Source organism: Pseudomonas sp. GCEP-101, from assembly GCF_025133575.1.
Lineage (GTDB): Bacteria > Pseudomonadota > Gammaproteobacteria > Pseudomonadales > Pseudomonadaceae > Pseudomonas > Pseudomonas nitroreducens_B.
The window spans coordinates 849,557-867,416 of record NZ_CP104011.1 but is presented as its reverse complement, the minus strand read 5'-3'; the positions used below and the strand labels follow the sequence as shown (position 1 = coordinate 867,416).

The window sequence follows — 17,860 nt, the reverse complement described above, 5'->3', positions numbered from 1 at the left end:
TTCCAATGGATTGAAAGGCGAGGCGTACGATGAGCAAAGAAGTACTGCTGGTTGTTGAGTCGGTATCCAACGAAAAGGGTGTACCGCCTGGCGTGATTTTCGAAGCGCTGGAGCTGGCCCTGGCGACCGCGACCAAAAAGCGTTTCGAGGACGAGGTTGACCTGCGCGTGGAAATCAACCGCGCTAACGGCAACTACGAAACTTTCCGTCGCTGGACCATCGTCGAGGACGAGGACTATTCCAACCCGGCGTCGGAACTGACCGTCGAAGACGTGCAGGAAGAGCACCCCGGCATGAAGGCCGGCGAGGTCATCGAAGAGAAGATCGAGTCCATCGAGTTCGGCCGCATCGCCGCACAGACCGCCAAGCAGGTCATCGTGCAGAAAGTCCGCGAAGCCGAGCGCGCTCAGGTGGTCGACGCCTACCGCGAGAAGGTCAACGAGATCATCTCCGGCACCGTCAAGAAGGTCACCCGTGACAACGTGATCGTCGACCTGGGCAACAACGCCGAAGCGCTGCTGGCCCGCGACCAGATCATCCCGCGTGAAACCTTCCGCGTCGGCACCCGCGTGCGTGCCCTGCTGAAGGAAATCCGCAGCGAGAACCGTGGCCCTCAACTGATCCTGTCGCGCACCGCGCCGGAAATGCTGATCGAGCTGTTCCGCATCGAAGTACCGGAAATCGCCGAGCAACTGATCGACGTGATGGCCGCTGCCCGTGACCCGGGTTCGCGCGCCAAGATCGCCGTTCGCTCCAAGGACAAGCGTATCGACCCGCAGGGCGCCTGCATCGGTATGCGTGGTTCCCGCGTCCAGGCCGTCTCCGGCGAACTGGGCGGCGAGCGTGTGGATATCGTCCTGTGGGACGACAACCCCGCGCAGTTCGTGATCAACGCCATGGCTCCGGCCGAAGTGGCGGCGATCATCGTCGACGAAGATACCCACACCATGGATATCGCCGTTGCCGAGGACAACCTGGCCCAGGCCATTGGCCGCAGTGGCCAGAACGTCCGTCTGGCCAGCCAGCTCACCGGCTGGACCCTGAACGTGATGACCGAGGCCGATATCCAGGCCAAACAGCAGGCTGAAACTGGCGACATCCTGCAGCGCTTCGTCGACGAGCTGGATGTCGATGAAGAACTCGCCCAGGTCCTGGTGGAAGAAGGTTTCACCACCCTGGAAGAGATCGCCTACGTACCGATGGAAGAGATGCTCAGCATCGACGGCTTCGACGAGGAAATCGTCAACGAGCTGCGCTCGCGTGCCAAGGACCGCCTGCTGACCAAAGCCATCGCCACTGAAGAGAAACTCGCCGACGCACAACCTGCCGAAGACCTGCTCAGCCTCGATGGCATGACCAAAGAGCTGGCCGTGGACCTGGCGCTGCGTGGCGTAACCACCCGTGAAGATCTTGCCGAGCAATCCATTGACGATCTGCTCGACATCGACGGCATGGACGAAGAGCGTGCCGGCAAGTTGATCATGGCCGCCCGGGCCCATTGGTTCGAGTAAGCATTCGCGGCCTGAGGAGAGAAGTGCATGACGCAAGTCACGGTGAAAGAACTGGCCAAGACGGTCGATACGCCGGTAGAGCGCCTGCTGCAGCAGATGCGCGAAGCAGGTCTGCCGCATAACAACGCCGAGCAGGTAGTGACCGACAGCGAGAAACAAGCGCTGCTGGCCCACCTCAAGGGCAGCCACGGTGATCGCGCGGAAGAGCCGCGCAAGATCACCCTGCAACGCAAGACGACGTCGACCTTGAAAGTCGCTGGCAGCAAGACCGTCAGCGTCGAGGTCCGCAAGAAGAAGACCTACGTCAAACGCGATCCCGAGGAGCTCGAGGCCGAGCGCCAGCGCGAGCTGGAAGAGCAGCGCGCCGCTGAAGAAGCTGCGCGTCTGAAGGCCGAGGAAGAGGCTCGTCAGCGCGCCGCCGCCGAAGAGGCTCGCCGTCAGGCGGACGCCGCTCGCCAGGCCGCCGAAGCTGCGCCTGCCGCCGCTGCCGCTCCGGCTGCTGCCGAAGCACCGCGTGCCGCCGCTGCAGCGCCCGCTGCCCCGGCCGCTGCCGCTCCTGCTGCGGATGACCGCAAGAAGGAAGAAGTGCGCCGCGCGCCCAAGCGCGACGACGAGGACGAGCGCCGCGATCGCAAGCATGCCCAGCATCGCCCGTCGATCAAGGAAAAGGAAAAGACCACCGCACCGCGCGTCGTGCGCAGTGGTGTCGACGACGACGACAGCTTCGGCCGTCGTGGCGGCGGCCGTGGCAAGGCCAAGCTGAAGAAGCGTAACCAGCACGGGTTCCAGAGCCCGACAGGACCGATTGTGCGTGAAGTGAGTATCGGCGAGACCATCACCGTGGGCGAACTGGCTGCCCAGATGTCGGTGAAAGGGGCCGAGGTCGTCAAGTTCATGTTCAAGATGGGCACCCCGGTGACCATCAACCAGGTACTCGACCAGGAGACCGCCCAACTGATCGCCGAGGAACTCGGCCACAAGGTCAAGCTGGTCAGCGAGAACGCCCTGGAAGAGCAGCTGGCTGAATCCCTGAAGTTCGAAGGTGAGGCGGTTTCCCGCGCGCCGGTCGTGACCGTGATGGGCCACGTCGACCACGGCAAGACCTCGCTGCTCGACTACATCCGTCGTGCCAAGGTGGCAGCAGGCGAAGCCGGCGGCATCACCCAGCACATCGGCGCCTACCACGTGGAAACCGACCGCGGCATGGTCACCTTCCTCGACACCCCCGGCCACGCCGCGTTCACCGCGATGCGTGCCCGTGGTGCCCAGGCGACCGACATCGTCATCCTCGTGGTGGCAGCGGACGACGGCGTGATGCCGCAGACCCAGGAAGCCGTGCAGCACGCGAAAGCGGCTGGCGTGCCGATCGTGGTCGCGGTGAACAAGATCGACAAGCCGGACGCCAACCCGGACAACATCAAGAACGGCCTGGCCGCTCTGGACGTGATCCCGGAAGAGTGGGGCGGCGATGCTCCCTTCGTCCACGTATCGGCCAAGGTCGGTACCGGCGTCGACGAGCTGCTCGAAGCCGTGCTGCTGCAGGCTGAAGTACTCGAACTCAAAGCCACTCCGTCGGCCCCGGGCCGTGGCGTGGTGGTCGAGTCCCGCCTGGACAAGGGTCGTGGCCCGGTCGCTACCGTGCTGGTCCAGGATGGCACCCTGCGTCAGGGCGACATGGTCCTGGTCGGCGTCAACTACGGCCGCGTCCGTGCGATGCTCGACGAGAACGGCAAGCCGATCAAGGAAGCCGGTCCGTCCATTCCGGTCGAGATCCTCGGCCTGGACGGCACCCCGGACGCCGGTGACGAGATGACCGTGGTTGCCGACGAGAAGAAGGCCCGCGAAGTCGCTCTGTTCCGTCAAGGTAAGTTCCGCGAAGTGAAACTGGCTCGTGCCCACGCCGGCAAGCTGGAAAACATCTTCGAGAACATGGGCCAGGAAGAGAAGAAGACCCTCAACATCGTGCTCAAGTCCGATGTCCGTGGTTCGCTGGAAGCCCTGCAGGGCTCGCTCAGCGGCCTGGGCAACGACGAGGTGCAGGTTCGCGTGGTCGGTGGCGGCGTCGGTGGTATCACCGAGTCCGATGCCAACCTGGCGCTGGCCTCCAACGCGGTGCTGTTCGGCTTCAACGTCCGTGCTGACGCTGGTGCGCGCAAGATCGTCGAGACCGAAGGCCTCGACATGCGTTACTACAACGTGATCTACGACATCATCGAAGACGTCAAGAAAGCCCTGACCGGCATGCTCGGCAGCGATGTTCGCGAGAACATCCTGGGTATCGCCGAAGTGCGTGACGTGTTCCGTTCGCCGAAGTTCGGCGCGATCGCCGGCTGCATGGTCACCGAGGGTCTGGTGCACCGCAACCGTCCGATCCGTGTACTGCGCGACGACGTGGTGATCTTCGAAGGCGAGCTGGAATCCCTGCGTCGCTTCAAGGACGACGTCGCCGAAGTGCGTGCCGGCATGGAGTGCGGTATCGGCGTGAAGAGCTACAACGACGTGCGCGTCGGCGACAAGATCGAAGTGTTCGAGAAGGTCGAAGTCGCTCGTACTCTGTAAGGGTATTCGAGCGTGAACGCAGCGCCCGGGCCGGCTTTCCAGTCGTCCCGGGCGTTTGCCGCTTTCAGGCCCGCAGCCTTCAGGCTCGGGTAAGCAGGTTAGAAAAATGGCCAAAGAGTACAGCCGTACCCAGCGTATCGGCGACCAGATGCAGCGCGAACTGGCGCTGCTGATCCAGCGTGAAATCAAGGACCCCCGTCTGGGCCTGGTGACCATCACCGGCGTCGACGTGGCCCGTGACCTGTCCCATGCCAAGGTGTACGTCACCGTGATGGGCCAGGACGACAACGCTGCGGTGGTAAAGCAGAACACCGACATCCTCAACGATGCCGCAGGCTTCCTGCGCATGCAGCTGGGCAAGGCGATGAAGCTGCGCACCGTGCCACAACTGCACTTCAGCTACGACGCCAGCATTCGCCGTGGTGCCGAGCTGTCGGCGCTGATCGAGCGTGCGGTCGCTGCCGATCGCCGCCATGGCGGCGATTCCGAGGAGTAACGCGTGGCCCAGGTGAAACGCATTCGCCGTGCGGTCAACGGTGTGCTGATTCTCGACAAGCCGCGTGGCATGAGCTCCAACCAGGCCCTGCAGAAGGTGCGCTGGCTGCTCAACGCCGAGAAGGCCGGCCACACTGGCAGCCTCGACCCGCTGGCCACCGGCGTGCTGCCGCTGTGCTTCGGCGAGGCGACCAAGTTCTCCCAGTACCTGCTCGATGCCGACAAGGCCTACGAGACCGTCGCCCAGCTCGGCGTCACCACCACCACCGGCGATGCCGAGGGCGAGGTGGTCGAGCAATGTGAAGTGACCGCTGGTCGGGAGGCCATCGAAGCCCTGCTGCCGCGTTTCCGTGGCGACATAGAGCAGGTGCCGCCGATGTACTCGGCCCTGAAGAAGGATGGCCAGCCTTTGTACAAGCTGGCCCGTGCAGGAGAGGTAGTGGAGCGCGAGGCGCGTTCTGTTACTATTGCGCGCCTGGATTTGCTCGCGTTCGAGTCGCCCTGTGCGACGCTGGCCGTTTCCTGCAGCAAGGGCACCTACATTCGCACCCTGGTCGAAGACCTCGGTCGCGAGTTGGGATGTGGCGCTCACGTCGCCGCCCTGCGCCGGACCCAGGCCGGTCCCTTCCAGCTGCACCAGTCGGTGACGCTGGAGGAGCTCGAGAAAGCCCATGCCGAGGGTGGCAACGAAGCCCTCGACCGCTTCCTGCTGCCGGTAGATGCCGGCCTGGAACACTGGCCGCTGCTGCAGTTGTCCGAGCACAGCGCCTATTACTGGCTGCACGGTCAGCCGGTGCGCGCTCCCGAGGTGCCGAAGTTCGGCATGCTGCGGGTGCAGGATCACGAAGGTCGTTTCATCGGTATCGGTGAAGTGACCGATGACGGGCGCCTGGCGCCGCGTCGACTGATTCGGTCGTAAGACCGAAACCGAGGGTGGCTGTCAGCAGGCACGGTCACTCCTCTTACTATGAACACAGGGAGCAGTCCCTGGCCTGTTACCTCAGAGGAAGCCCCATCATGGCACTGAGCGTCCAAGAAAAAGCCCAGATCGTTAACGAGTACAAGCAAGCTGAAGGCGACACCGGTTCCCCGGAAGTGCAGGTTGCACTGCTGTCCGCCAACATCAACAAGCTGCAGGACCACTTCAAGGCCAACGGCAAAGACCACCACTCCCGTCGTGGCCTGATCCGTATGGTTAACCAGCGTCGTAAGCTGCTGGACTACCTGAAGAGCAAGGACACCTCTCGTTACAGCGCCCTGATCGGTCGCCTGGGCCTGCGTCGCTAAGACGGCAAGCCTGAAGTGGGAAGCTGGGAGTCCGGGGTTGATGAACGGTGCAAACCGTTCATCGGCCTTGGGCTCCCGGCTTTCTCGCTTTTATAGGGAATGATTTCGGGTCCGACTCCCGGCATTTCCACGATTTCCCCCAAGGCAACTAAAGAAAGGTAGAGAAACCGTGAACCCGGTAATCAAGAAATTCCAATTCGGTCAGTCGACCGTCACCCTCGAGACTGGCCGCATTGCCCGCCAGGCCACTGGCGCCGTCCTGGTCACCATGGACGATGTCACCGTACTCTGCACCGTCGTCGGCGCCAAGCAGGCCGACCCGGGCAAGGGCTTCTTCCCGCTTTCCGTGCACTACCAGGAAAAGACCTACGCAGCCGGCCGCATCCCCGGTGGCTTCTTCAAGCGTGAAGGCCGTCCTTCCGAGAAGGAAACCCTGACCTCGCGCCTGATCGACCGTCCGATCCGTCCGCTGTTCCCGGAAGGCTTCATGAACGAAGTGCAGGTTGTCTGCACCGTCGTTTCCACCAACAAGAAGTCCGATCCGGACATCGCCGCCATGATCGGCACCTCCGCCGCCCTGGCGATCTCCGGCATTCCGTTCGCCGGTCCGATCGGCGCTGCCCGCGTTGGTTTCCACCCGGAAATCGGCTACATCCTCAACCCGACCTACGAGCAGCAGCAGAGCTCCAGCCTCGACATGGTCGTGGCCGGTACTTCCGACGCCGTGCTGATGGTTGAATCCGAAGCCGACGAGCTGACCGAAGACCAGATGCTGGGCGCTGTGCTGTACGCCCACGAAGAATTCCAGGCCGTTATCCGCGCCGTTGCCGAGCTGGCCACCGAAGCGGGCAAGCCGAGCTGGAACTGGACCGCGCCGGTCGAGAACACTGCCCTGGTCAACACCATCAAGGCCGAGTTCGGTGCTGCCATCTCCGAGGCCTACACCATCACCGTCAAGCAGGACCGTTACGCGGCCCTGGACGCCCTGCGCGAGCAGATCGTCGCCAAGTTCGCCGGTGAAGGCGAAGGTCAGTTCTCCGCCGCTGAAGTCAAAGAAGTCTTCGGTCTGCTGGAATACCGCACCGTTCGCGAAAACATCGTCAACGGCAAACCGCGTATCGACGGCCGTGACACCCGCACCGTTCGCCCGCTGAAGATCGAAGTCGGCGTACTGGGCAAGACCCACGGCTCGGCACTGTTCACCCGTGGCGAAACCCAGGCCCTGGTCGTCGCCACCCTCGGCACCGCCCGCGATGCCCAGCTGCTGGACACCCTCGAAGGCGAGCGCAAAGACCCCTTCATGCTGCACTACAACTTCCCGCCGTTCTCCGTCGGCGAGTGTGGTCGCATGGGCAGCGCTGGCCGTCGTGAGATCGGCCACGGCCGTCTGGCCCGTCGCAGCGTCGCCGCGATGCTGCCGACCCAGGACGAGTTCCCCTACACCATCCGTGTCGTTTCCGAGATCACCGAGTCCAACGGTTCCAGCTCCATGGCTTCGGTCTGCGGCGCTTCCCTGGCCCTGATGGACGCCGGTGTTCCGGTCAAGGCGCCGGTTGCCGGTATCGCCATGGGCCTGGTGAAGGAAGGTGACAAGTTCGCCATCCTGACCGACATCCTGGGTGACGAAGACCACCTGGGCGACATGGACTTCAAGGTTGCCGGTACCGACAAGGGCGTTACCGCCCTGCAGATGGACATCAAGATCAACGGCATCACCGAAGAGATCATGGAGATCGCCCTGGGCCAGGCCCTGGAAGCTCGCCTGAACATCCTCGGCCAGATGAACCAGGTCATTGCTGCTCCGCGTGCCGAGCTGTCGGAAAACGCGCCGACCATGATCCAGATGAAGATCGACACCGACAAGATCCGCGACGTCATCGGCAAGGGCGGCGCCACCATTCGCAGCATCTGCGAAGAGACCAAGGCCTCGATCGACATCGAGGACGATGGCAGCGTGAAGATCTACGGCGAAACCAAGGAAGCTGCCGAGGCCGCCAAGCAGCGCGTCCTGGGTATCACCGCGGAAGCCGAGATCGGCAAGATCTACGTCGGCAAGGTCGAGCGCATCGTCGACTTCGGCGCCTTCGTCAACATCCTGCCGGGCAAGGACGGTCTGGTGCACATCTCGCAGATCAGCGACAAGCGCATCGACAAGGTCACCGACGTTCTGCAGGAAGGCCAGGAAGTCAAAGTCCTGGTTCTCGACGTGGACAACCGCGGCCGCATCAAGCTGTCCATCAAGGACGTCGCCGCTGCCGAAGCCTCTGGCGTGTAAGCTGACGGTGAAATGAAAGAGGGCCCTTGCGGGCCCTCTTTTTTTGCCTTGAGAATGCGCCATTCGCCGATCTCGCACCAAGGATGCCCCGAGATGGACAAGCGTTACTGTCACTACCACAGTGCCCAGCCCGCGACCTGGCATTGCCAGCCCTGCGAGCGTCATTACGGCGACTGCTGCATTCCGCTCAATGCCGACGCCCCCGAGTACGCCCCGGCGTGCCCGCTGTGTCGCGGCCATCTGCGCTACCTTGGCGCGGCCAATACCGCGCAGCCCTTCTGGGAGCGCCTGCCGAAGTTCTTCGCCTATGGTTTCCAGGCCGGCCCGCTGGCGTTCTGTGCCCTGCTCGCCCTCGCCTGTGTGTTCATGCCCGCCTCCTTCGTGCTGTGGATCGCATTGCTCAGCGTGGCGACCAAATACCTGCACAGCGTGATCGAAGCGGCCAGCTTCGGTGGCCAGGATGCCCCGGGCCTGCTGGAAGCGTTCAGCGCCGACAGCCTGCGCACCTTCTTCCAGCAACTGGTGGTGTTCCTCATCGCCCTGGTGCTGCTCTGGCTGGCTGCCGACTTCCACAGTGAGGCGATCTACTGGGCCGCCAACATCGGCATCATGCTGGTACTGCCGGCGAGCATCATCCGTCTGTCCCTGGACAAGAGCCTGGGCGCTGCGCTCAGCCCTGGCGAAGTCGGGCAAGTGATTGCGGCCATGGGGTGGCGTTACCTGATTCTGTGCGTGTTCCTGTTCATCCTCTGGCAGTCGCCCAATTATGTCGCCTGGTTGCTCTCCAACGGCCTGCCGCGGGTGGTGATGGTGCCGGTGGTGGCCGGGCTGACCGGGTATTTTGCCGTGGTCATGTGCGCCATGATGGGCTATGCCGTCTTCCAGTATCAGGGCGAGTTGGGCTACGCCACCGCGGGCGAGGATGCCCCGGCCGGTTTCGCCGCGCCGGAGTGGCACCGCCGCAAGGCGCTGGCGGAAGCCGAGGTGCGGGTCAAGGAAGGGCAGACTGGCGCCGCCCTGGAGATCCTGGTGGCTGCCCTGCGCGAGGGGCGCCAGGACCTGAAGCTGAACGAGCGCTATCACCAGCTGCTGTTCGCCCTGAATGACCGTGCGGAGTGCCTCAATCACTTGCCGCACTACCTTGGCCTGGCCAGTCGGCTCAACCCGCAGCTGGCCGCCAACGCCTTCCTCAATGCCCGTCAGCTGCAGGCGGATTACCTGCCGGAAGACCCGACCGTCTGCGAGCGCATCGCCGAAGTGCTGATCGAGCGGCACAAGGCCCGCGAGGGCTTGAGCCTGCTGCGCAACCTGCACAAGCGCTTCCCGCAGTACCCCGGCATTCCCCGCGCCTACCTGATGGCGGCACGGGGCTTTTCCGAGGGGCTGGGCCAGGTCGAGCCGGCCCAGCAACTGCTCGCGTTCATTCGCCAGCGCTACCCGGCCTTCGAGCAGATGGGCGAGGTGGTGCAGCTCGAAGCGGTGCTGGCCAAGCTGGGTAAAAACTCCGGTAGCTGATTCGTGCAACCTGCATGAAGCGCAGCGGCGAGTTTTGCAAACTGCACGTGGCGGCCGTTCTGCTTGTTTTTATAACTTGCTGATTTTATTGATTATTTCTGGATTAGAAAAACTGGCACAGCGCTTGCGATAGTCCTTATGTAACTGCTGCCAGGCACGGGCCGCAGTTTTTCAAATCATTCAGGAGTAACCGCCATGAAACGTTTCAACAAACTGGCTCTCGCCGCTGCCACTGCAACCGCCCTGAGCTTCTCGTTCGCCAATTCGGTGTTCGCCCAGCCGACGACTCTGGCCGCCAACGACACAGTCCAGAAGACCGAAGAGGCGGTTTCCGACACCTGGATCACCAGCAAGGTGAAATCCAGCCTGATCGCCGACAAGGACATCAGCGGCACCAACATCAAGGTCGAGACCAACAAAGGCGTGGTCTCCCTGTCCGGCAACGTCAAATCCGATGCCGAGAAAGAGCTCGCGATCAAGACCGCCAAAGGCATCAAGGGCGTGACCGCCGTGTCCGCCGATGGCCTGAAGTCGGTCGAGTAAGGTCAACGCCTTATCCCACCATCCTGTAGAGGAGGATCGCCATGAACACTGATGTCATCAAAGGCAAGTGGAAGCAGCTGTCCGGCACCATGAAAGAGAAGTGGGGCAAGCTCACCGACGACGACGTACAAGCGGCCGATGGACACGCCGAGTACCTGGTCGGGAAACTGCAGGAGCGTTACGGCTGGACCAAGGAGAAAGCGGAAGAGGAAGTCCGCGATTTCAGCAGCCGCCTGTAACGTCCTGTCCAGGGATGCGCTAAGCCCCGCCGGTAAGCCGGCGGGGCTTTTTCATGGGCGTCAGGGGGCGAGGTGCTGCTGATAGATCGTCAACTGGCGGGTGGGATCGGCTTCCGGGTAATGCTGGCGGAGGAAGCGCGACAGCTCGCGCACCGCCTGCAGGTCGCCTTTCTGGCCCATCTGCTTGGCCAGTTGCAGGGTCAGCCCGGGCAGGGGCTCGGGGCGCTGGCCGGAGCGAGCCAGGCGACGCCAGCAGTTCAGCGCCAGGGGCGCTTCGTTGCGTTGCAGCAGGGCGCGCACCAGGTGCAGCTGAATGGCCGGGTGGCCCAGCAGCCCCGCATCGCTCGCGGCACTCTCTTCGGCAAGGCGACGCAACAGGGCATCGGCGCCGGGGGAGGGCGGCAGGGCAAACAACTGCTTGAGGGTTTCGCTCATCAGGGCGCGGTCCTGGCGGCCCTTGGCAACGCCGTAGAGGCGCTCGACCAGCACCGGCTGCCCCGGGAACTGCCGCAGCAACTCCGCGCCGCGCGCGGCGGCCTGGTCCAGGGCAAAGCGGCCGATCTGCTCGTCCAGCGACGCCAGGGCCCGTTTGAACGGGGCCTGCGGGTCTTCCTTGGCGAGGTACGCCTCGTCCACCGGCATGCGCCCCAGCTTGCGCGGCAGCCAGACGGCCAGGAAGCCGGAGACCAGCCCGCCGATGTGCGCATAGTAGTTCACATGGTCGGCGGCGCGGATCAGACCGAAGAGTTCCTTGCCCAGCCACAGCGGCAGGATCCACAGCGCCGGCGCCTTGAGGTAGCCCATCAGCGGCCCGAGCCAGTAGAAGAAGCGGATGCGCCGCAGGCCGTAGACGCCGATGTACATGCCCATCAGGCCGGAGATGGCGCCCGAGGCGCCGATGCCCGGCACCCAGGAGGGATCCAGCGCCCACCACAGCAGCCCGGAGCACAGGCCGCTGAACAGGTACAGCCCCAGGTACATCGCGCGGCCCAGCGCCGCTTCCAGGGCGAAACCGAAGATGAACAGGAACACCATGTTGCCGGCCAGGTGCCAGAAGCTGCCGTGGAGGAACATCGAGCCGAACAGGCCCTGCACGGTGAAGCGCTGGGGGACGAAACCGAAGCGCAGGCTGCTGGTCATGTCGCGGGCCGCCTCGGCCCTCAGGCGCGCGGCCTGCCAGGCAGCGTCCTGCTGGAAGGCCGGCAGGGCGCGCAGTTCATGGCCGAACTCGAGGTCCGACAGCACCAGCCAGGCCAACTGCTGGCGCGGCAGGGCTTCCAGCGCGCGTTGCTGGTTCGCCTCCAGCCGATCGCGGCGCTCCAGCGAGGCGCTGAAGAGCGGGCGCTCATGGCCAAGCAGGTCCTGGTCGAGGTAGACGCGCACCGCCTCTTCGCGGCGGGTGCTGTCGCCGCCCTGGTAGCCGAAGTAGATGAGGACGTTGAGGACGATCAGCAGCAGCGTGATGACCGGAGGCTTCTTCCAGTCCAGCGGATGCTCGGCGGGGACGATGACCATGGCGACCGATCCTTGGCCCTGATGGCGGTGAGTGCGGGAATGGCGGCGAGACTAGCACCTCGCCACCATGGCTGTCAGTTGCCGCTGCGCTTGCTCTGGATGTCGCTCAGGCGGTTGCCCTCGAAGCGGACGAAATACAGCATGCCGCTCCAGGGGCCGTAGATCCATTCCTCCACGGCCACCTCCATGGATTCGCCATAGCGCGGGCCGGGCACCTGCTTGTAGCCCAGGAAGGAGCGGCTGACCGGCTCGCCGCAGCGGCTGAGCACGTCGCTGGTGACATCGCCGGTGCTGATCAGCTTGCTGTTGCAGCGCAGGCTGGCGGCGTGCGCATCGAGACTGGGCAGGGTGAGCGGCAACAGGAGCGCGGCCAGGCGCAGGAGAGACGTCGTCTTCAATTGCGTTTGAACTCGATGCTTTTGAGCTTGTTGGCTTCGAAGGTGAGGATGTAGCTGGTGCCGTTGCGCGGGCCGTAGACCCATTCCTCTACCCGGTACTCGCGGTGGTCGTAGCCGCTGAGGGTATAACCGACCTCATCGCGGTGATCCGGCGCGCCGCACTTCTGCTCGACTTCCCAGGCGCGGTCGCCGGCGTTGATCAGGGAACTGCCGCAGCGCATGCTTTCCGCCTGGGCGCCCGCCGCGCAAAGCAGCAGGGCGCAGGACGTCCAGGTCAGGGCTTTCATCGAACGACTCCTCATTCGCTATCAAGGTGAAGCTGGGTGGCCACACGGCCTCCATTCTCCGCTTCGCCGAAGCTGACGTCGATGAGGTAGATACGGTCGTCACCCAGGCCGCCCTTGGTGACCAGGTAATCCTTGATCTGGGTGGCGCGCTCCTGGCCGAGCTTGCGCAGCAGCAACTGGCTGTCGCTCCAGGAGTCGAGCACGGCCTGGCGCATCTTCGCCGAACGCTCGTCCTTGCTGAGCTGCTGCCACTCTGCCGGCGGCTGTTTCTTCAGGCGGGCGCGGTAGACGCCTTCGAGCAGAATCGGCTGCAGGTCCTCCGGAACCTCCAGTTGGCTGGCGTCGCTGGGCACCTTGTCGCCGCGGCGCTGCAACATGCTGTAGTAGTTCTTCTGGTATTCCTGCTTCAGGCGCCGGTCGGCCAGCAACGGGCCGTCGCTGGCAGCCGCGGCGACGCCTTCGACTTCCAGCTTCAGTGCCGGGCGCTGCTTGAGCGCGTCGGCGAGCTTGTCCAGGTTGGCCTGGGCGCTGGCGTCCAGCTCGCTGGCCCCGGCGGCGAAGGTCACGTTGCTCAGGTCCGGTCCGCCGCCGCCGCTGGCAAGGCCGGCGATGAAGTTGAACGGCGCCTGCACGGCGCGCACCACCAGGTTGCGCAAGGTCTGCCAGACGATGGGCATGACGCTGAATTGCGGGTTGTTCAGGTCGCCCTCGACGGGCAGCTGGATGTCGATGTTGCCGTTGGCGTCCTTGAGCAGGGCGATCGCCAGCTTCACCGGCAGGTCCACCGCATCCGGGCTGTCGACCTTCTCACCCAGTTGCAGGTGTTCCACCAGCACCTTGTTCTCGGCTTTGAGCTTGCCCTGGGTGATCTGGTAGTGCAGGTCCAGGTTCAGCCGGCCCTTGCGGATGCGGTAACCGGCGAACTTGCCGGAGTAGGGCGTCAGGGTGGTCAGCTCGACGCGTTTGAAGCTGGTGGCGATATCCAGCTTCTCCAGCGGCGAGAAGGGGTTGAGGCTGCCCTTGATGGTCACCGGGGCGTACTTGTCGACCTTGCCCTTGACGTCCACCGAGGCGGGCGCCGGATTGCGGTTGTCGATGGTGCCGATCTCGCCGCCCAGTTGCTGGATGGCGGTGGCGAAGTCCGGGCGCAGTGTGAGGTCGGCGAAGTTGGCCGAGCCATTGTTGATCTTCACCCCGCCGATGCGGATGCCCAGTTCCTTGCCGCCGCCGGAGCTGCTGTTCTTGCTGGCGGGTGCGGACGAGGATTCCGGCTGCTTGATGATCAGCTCGCTGACGTTGGTGCTGCGGTCCTCGTTGATGATGAAGCGCGCGTAGGGCTCTTCCAGCGACACGGTCTGGATCACCAGGCTGTCGCCGTGCTGGTAGGCCAGGCCGTTGAGGGTCAGCTTGGTCCACTTGACGAAGTCGCGGCTCTTGAGGGTGTCCAGGGTATGCAACTGGGTCACCTGGGCGCTGCCCTTGACGCTGAAGGCCAGCGGGTCGGTGCCCTTGAGGTCGACGTCGAGATCGCTGGCGAGCAGGCCGCTGCGCAGTTCCAGGCGGATGAACGGGTCGATGTAGGCCTGGGCGACACGCAGGTCGATATCCCGCGTCGAGACTTTCAACTTCGCGCTGACCGGGTTGGGGATGACCTGGCCGCTGGCTTCGATCTGCCCGCGGGGGCCGAGGCCGGTCTTGAGCTTGAGCTGCAGGGGCGAGGTCAGGCCGCTGTCGAGGTTCTGCAGGTCCAGGTCCAGCGGGCCGACTTCGAGGTTGACCGGCTTGCCCGGTGCGCGATCCGCCAGGTGCGCCTTGTAGCCGCGCAGTTGGGTATCGCGCAGCACGACGTGCCACGGCTTCGCTGGCTCGGCGGGTTGTGCCGCCTCGGCGGTCTGCGCGGCTTTGCCGGCGTCGGCGGGCTTGGCCGCGGGCTGGGCCGGGGTTGCCGGTTTGGCCTGTGCCGTTTCAATCGGGGCTGCGGGCGTGGCGTCCGGTTTGCCGGCGGGTTGCGCTGCCGTGGCTGGCTCCGACGCGACCACTGCCGGAGGCTCGCCGGCTGTCTGCTCGGGCGCAGCCTGCGCCTGTGGCGTGGGCTCCTCCGGGCGTTTGTAGGGTTTGAAGGTGGCGAAGAGTTTCTGCCAGTCCAGCTGGCCGTCTTTCTCGCGCGCTGCCCAGGCTTCCAGGCCCTGGCTGCGAATCTGGCCGACCACCACTTCCTGCTTGACCAGGTCCAGGGTGGTGTCGGCGACGTCCAGGCTGGCCAGCTTGGCCAGCGGCTTGCCTTCCGGGGAGCTGAGGTCGAGGTCGCGCAGTGTGACGGCGGCCTTGTCCAGCAGCAGTTGGGTGCCTTTCGACAGATCGAGGTGGTAGTCCGACGCGAGGCTCAGGACGCCGTTGTTCAGGTTCAGCGGTGCGTTGTCGCGCACGTAGGGCCACCACGCCTTGAGCGGCACGCCCTCGAGCGTGAAGCTGCCCTTGGAGGTGAACGGGACGATGCTCAGGTCGCCCTTCCAGTCGAGCTTGCCGCCGTGGGGGCCGGTAGCGACCAGGGTCATGTTGCCGCCGTCCTCGGGCAGGGTGCTGAGGTTGTGCAGCTCGAAGCCCATCGGGTCGAAGACGAACTCCACCGGCTCGCTGGGGCGACGGTCGAGGAAGTGCAGGCTGCCTTCGGCCAGGCGGATGCGGTCGATACGCAGCGGGAAGGGATCGCTCGGCTCTTGCGCGGCGGGAGTCGGTTCGCTGGGGGGCAGCTTGAACAGCCTGGACAGGTTCAGCGTGCCGTTCTCGGCGAACAGCAGCTCGGTGTGTGGCGCGTCCAGCTCGACGTCGGCGAGGTGCAGCCTGCGTTTCCACAGGCTGTCGAGCTCCAGGTTGGCGTAGAGGCGGCGGAAGCGCACCTGCTCCTGCCCGTCGTCACCCAGGTGCAGGCCCCAGAGGGTGAGCTCCAGGCTGAAGGGGTTGAACTCGATGCGCTCCAGGCGTGCCGGAACGGTCGAGTAATGAGCCAGTTGTTGGTTGGCGACACGCAAGCCAATGCCTGGAAGGATCAGGAAGCCCAACAGGCAGTAAAGGGAGACCAGCAGCACTACCGCGCCGATGGCGCGCTTCAATCCTTTGGGCATGGTGAGATTCGTTTCCGTCGTGACATGCTGGATCAGTATGGCACGGCTTGGATTCTTCGAATCGAAAGTCGCCTTCGGACGCGGTTTTCAGTGATGTCTGTCAGTCATTCAGGCGATGGGTGCGGGCAAATTCCACGAGATCCACCAGGCTTTCCAGGTTGAGCTTCTCGAGAATCCGCGTCTTGTAGGTGCTGACGGTCTTCTGGCTGAGGAACAGCTCCTCGGCGATATCCTTGTTGCTCATGCCCCTCACCAGGCTGCGCAGTACCACCAGTTCGCGTGGTGTCAGGCTGGCCACCGGGTCGGCGTTCTTGTCGACGCTCAGGGCCTTTTCCGGGAAGCAGCGATAGCCGGAAACCAGCATGCGCGCTGCGTTGAGAATGGCGCTGGTGTCCTTGTTCTTGCTGACGAAGCCATGCGCTCCCGCCGCCTCGACCTTGCTCGAGTAGAGACGCTCATCCTGCGAGCTGAGCACCAGCAGGCGAATGTTCTCATCGAAGATATGGATGCGCGCGAGCAAATCGAGCCCATCCATGCCAGGCAGGTTGAGGTCCAGGATCACGAGGTCCGGACGTTCCTTGCGGACAGCGTCAAGGCCACCATGGCCGTCGGCTGCTTCGCGGGCCACTTCGAACTGCGGATCCTGCTCGAGCAGCGAGCGGATGGCCAAACGCATCGCGGGGTGGTCCTCGATCAACACGACACGCTTTTTCATAGTTAGCTCCCTAGAGTCTGAATTACAGCGCGCATTGATGTTGAAGATAGACCAGCGTTTCAAGCCTCTTAGGAATATTCCTAGGACGAGAAGGCAAAGCATGCGTGAGGTCAATTAAGTGCGAAAAGCTCCTCCCAGCGCGCGCGGAGACTTGCTGCACGGCCCATTCTGTGCAGCAAGCCCCCTGCTCATCAGCGCTGCAAGGCGAGGGCGACGCCTTGCCCACCCCCGATGCAGAGCGTCGCGAGGCCTTTGCGGGCATCACGGCGAATCATTTCGTGCAGCAGGGTAACGAGCACCCGGCAGCCCGACGCGCCGATCGGATGACCGAGGGCGATGGCGCCGCCGTTCACATTGACCTTGGACGCATCCCATCCCAGCTCCTTGCCCACCGACAGCGCCTGGGCGGCAAATGCTTCGTTGGCTTCGATCAGGTCCAGGTCGGCGAGCTGCCAGCCGGCCTTCTCCAGGCAGCGGCGCGTGGCTGATACCGGGCCGATGCCCATGATCGCCGGGTCGACGCCGGCGTTGGCGTAGGCGGCAATCCGTGCCAGCACCGGCAGGCCCAGCTCGGCAGCCTTGGCGGCGCTCATCAGCAGCACGGCGGCGGCGCCGTCGTTGAGGGTGGAGGCGTTGCCGGCGGTAACACTGCCGTCTTTCTTGAACGCCGGCTTGAGTTTGGCCAGGGACTCGGCGGTGGTGCCGGCGCGGGGCTGCTCGTCGGTGTCGAAGCGCAGCGGCTCGCCCTTGCGCTGGGGAATCTCGATGGCGGTGATCTCGGCCTTGAAACGGCCCGCTGCGATGGCGTCGGCCGCCTTGCGCTGGGACTCGGCGGCGAAGGCGTCCTGTTCCTCGCGGCTGATGCCGTACTTGTCCACCAGGTTCTCGGCGGTGATGCCCATGTGGTAGTCGTTGAAGGCGTCCCACAGGCCGTCCTGGATCATGCTGTCGATCAGCTTGGCGTGGCCCATGCGCAGGCCGGTGCGGGCGCCGGGCATGACGTAGGGCGCCAGGCTCATGCTCTCCTGGCCGCCGGCGATGACGATGTCGGCATCGCCGCAGCGGATCGCCTGGGTGGCCAGGTGCAGCGCCTTGAGGCCGGAGCCGCAGACCTTGTTCACCGTCATGGCGGGCACGGTGTTGGGCAGGCCGGCGGCGATGGAGGCCTGGCGCGCCGGGTTCTGGCCGGCGCCGGCGGTGAGGGTCTGGCCCAGGATGACTTCGTTGACCTGGGCCGGGTCGAGTCCGGTCTGTTGCAGCAGGCTGCGAATCACCGCGGCGCCCAGTTCATGGGCCGGCAGCGCGGACAGCGAACCCTGGAAGCTGCCGATGGCGGTACGGGTGGCAGCGACGATGACGACTTCTTGCATGACGCGAATCCTCTGGCTGGAGCGGCGAC

Annotated in this window: 15 protein-coding genes; 9 read left to right on the top strand and 6 right to left on the bottom strand. The window is 64.4% G+C overall.

What is annotated here, in order from left to right; translation table 11 throughout:
• The first annotated feature begins 29 nt into the window (after positions 1 to 29).
• The 9 genes from nusA (at position 30) to N0B71_RS03950 (ending at position 10,424) form a co-directional block, all read left to right on the top strand.
• Positions 30 to 1,511: a transcription termination factor NusA gene (nusA, locus tag N0B71_RS03990; RefSeq protein ID WP_259757404.1), complete on the top strand. Its 1,482-nt coding sequence runs from the start codon at positions 30 to 32 to the stop codon at positions 1,509 to 1,511.
• A 27-nt stretch (positions 1,512 to 1,538) separates the two neighbouring features.
• Positions 1,539 to 4,070, top strand: coding sequence for a translation initiation factor IF-2 (gene infB, locus N0B71_RS03985; protein ID WP_259757403.1), 2,532 nt, complete (start codon positions 1,539 to 1,541; stop codon positions 4,068 to 4,070).
• A 106-nt stretch (positions 4,071 to 4,176) separates the two neighbouring features.
• A complete protein-coding gene (gene rbfA, locus N0B71_RS03980; RefSeq protein WP_259757402.1) occupies positions 4,177 to 4,566 on the top strand; it encodes a 30S ribosome-binding factor RbfA in 390 nt (129 codons plus the stop codon).
• 3 nt (positions 4,567 to 4,569) lie between these two features.
• Positions 4,570 to 5,484, top strand: a complete 915-nt coding sequence (gene truB / locus N0B71_RS03975; protein ID WP_259757401.1) for a tRNA pseudouridine(55) synthase TruB — start codon at positions 4,570 to 4,572, stop codon at positions 5,482 to 5,484.
• A 98-nt stretch (positions 5,485 to 5,582) separates the two neighbouring features.
• Positions 5,583 to 5,852, top strand: coding sequence for a 30S ribosomal protein S15 (gene rpsO, locus N0B71_RS03970; protein WP_017518939.1), 270 nt, complete (start codon positions 5,583 to 5,585; stop codon positions 5,850 to 5,852).
• Between the two features lie 169 nt (positions 5,853 to 6,021).
• Positions 6,022 to 8,127, top strand: a complete 2,106-nt coding sequence (gene pnp, locus N0B71_RS03965; RefSeq protein ID WP_259757400.1) for a polyribonucleotide nucleotidyltransferase — start codon at positions 6,022 to 6,024, stop codon at positions 8,125 to 8,127.
• Positions 8,128 to 8,220: 93 nt separating this feature from the next.
• Positions 8,221 to 9,642 (top strand): DUF4013 domain-containing protein, encoded by a 1,422-nt coding sequence (locus N0B71_RS03960; RefSeq protein WP_259757399.1) that lies wholly within the window; start codon positions 8,221 to 8,223, stop codon positions 9,640 to 9,642.
• Between the two features lie 195 nt (positions 9,643 to 9,837).
• Entirely contained in the window at positions 9,838 to 10,185 is a 348-nt protein-coding gene (locus N0B71_RS03955; RefSeq protein ID WP_017518936.1) for a BON domain-containing protein, read from the top strand.
• A 41-nt stretch (positions 10,186 to 10,226) separates the two neighbouring features.
• Entirely contained in the window at positions 10,227 to 10,424 is a 198-nt protein-coding gene (locus tag N0B71_RS03950) for a CsbD family protein (RefSeq protein ID WP_081520707.1), read from the top strand.
• A 60-nt stretch (positions 10,425 to 10,484) separates the two neighbouring features.
• Here N0B71_RS03950 and N0B71_RS03945 read toward each other — a convergent pair whose 3' ends face one another.
• The 6 genes from N0B71_RS03945 to N0B71_RS03920 all read right to left on the bottom strand — a co-directional run bounded on the left by N0B71_RS03945 (position 10,485) and on the right by N0B71_RS03920 (position 17,831).
• Positions 10,485 to 11,939 carry a rhomboid family intramembrane serine protease gene (locus N0B71_RS03945; RefSeq protein ID WP_259757397.1) on the bottom strand — a complete coding sequence of 485 codons (1,455 nt, stop codon included), beginning with the start codon at positions 11,937 to 11,939 and terminating at the stop codon, positions 10,485 to 10,487.
• Between the two features lie 74 nt (positions 11,940 to 12,013).
• Entirely contained in the window at positions 12,014 to 12,337 is a 324-nt protein-coding gene (locus N0B71_RS03940) for a DUF2845 domain-containing protein (RefSeq protein WP_259757396.1), read from the bottom strand.
• The gene (locus tag N0B71_RS03935) at positions 12,334 to 12,624 is read right to left on the bottom strand and encodes a DUF2845 domain-containing protein (protein WP_259757395.1); all 291 of its coding nucleotides are present in this window, start codon (positions 12,622 to 12,624) and stop codon (positions 12,334 to 12,336) included. Before N0B71_RS03935 ends, N0B71_RS03940 begins: the two co-directional genes overlap by 4 nt.
• 11 nt (positions 12,625 to 12,635) lie before the next feature.
• The gene (locus N0B71_RS03930) at positions 12,636 to 15,746 is read right to left on the bottom strand and encodes a DUF748 domain-containing protein (RefSeq protein ID WP_259757394.1); all 3,111 of its coding nucleotides are present in this window, start codon (positions 15,744 to 15,746) and stop codon (positions 12,636 to 12,638) included.
• A gap of 100 nt (positions 15,747 to 15,846) precedes the next feature.
• On the bottom strand, positions 15,847 to 16,461 hold the full coding sequence (locus N0B71_RS03925; protein ID WP_259757393.1) for a response regulator transcription factor: 615 nt from the start codon (positions 16,459 to 16,461) through the stop codon (positions 15,847 to 15,849).
• 191 nt (positions 16,462 to 16,652) lie between these two features.
• Complete coding sequence (locus tag N0B71_RS03920; protein WP_259757392.1) at positions 16,653 to 17,831, bottom strand: acetyl-CoA C-acetyltransferase; 1,179 nt, start codon at positions 17,829 to 17,831, stop codon at positions 16,653 to 16,655.
• Between the last annotated feature and the right edge of the window lie 29 nt (positions 17,832 to 17,860).

Excerpts from the sequence above, each read along its gene's own strand:
- rpsO (WP_017518939.1), top strand. The coding sequence starts at position 5,583 with ATGGCACTGAGCGTCCAAGAAAAAGCCCAGATCGTTAACGAGTACAAG.
- N0B71_RS03925 (WP_259757393.1), bottom strand. The coding sequence starts at position 16,461 with ATGAAAAAGCGTGTCGTGTTGATCGAGGACCACCCCGCGATGCGTTTG.
- N0B71_RS03945 (WP_259757397.1), bottom strand. The coding sequence starts at position 11,939 with ATGGTCATCGTCCCCGCCGAGCATCCGCTGGACTGGAAGAAGCCTCCG.
- infB (WP_259757403.1), top strand. The coding sequence starts at position 1,539 with ATGACGCAAGTCACGGTGAAAGAACTGGCCAAGACGGTCGATACGCCG.
- N0B71_RS03920 (WP_259757392.1), bottom strand. The coding sequence starts at position 17,831 with ATGCAAGAAGTCGTCATCGTCGCTGCCACCCGTACCGCCATCGGCAGC.
- N0B71_RS03930 (WP_259757394.1), bottom strand. The coding sequence starts at position 15,746 with ATGCCCAAAGGATTGAAGCGCGCCATCGGCGCGGTAGTGCTGCTGGTC.
- N0B71_RS03935 (WP_259757395.1), bottom strand. The coding sequence starts at position 12,624 with ATGAAAGCCCTGACCTGGACGTCCTGCGCCCTGCTGCTTTGCGCGGCG.
- N0B71_RS03955 (WP_017518936.1), top strand. The coding sequence starts at position 9,838 with ATGAAACGTTTCAACAAACTGGCTCTCGCCGCTGCCACTGCAACCGCC.
- rbfA (WP_259757402.1), top strand. The coding sequence starts at position 4,177 with ATGGCCAAAGAGTACAGCCGTACCCAGCGTATCGGCGACCAGATGCAG.
- N0B71_RS03950 (WP_081520707.1), top strand. The coding sequence starts at position 10,227 with ATGAACACTGATGTCATCAAAGGCAAGTGGAAGCAGCTGTCCGGCACC.
- nusA (WP_259757404.1), top strand. The coding sequence starts at position 30 with ATGAGCAAAGAAGTACTGCTGGTTGTTGAGTCGGTATCCAACGAAAAG.
- N0B71_RS03960 (WP_259757399.1), top strand. The coding sequence starts at position 8,221 with ATGGACAAGCGTTACTGTCACTACCACAGTGCCCAGCCCGCGACCTGG.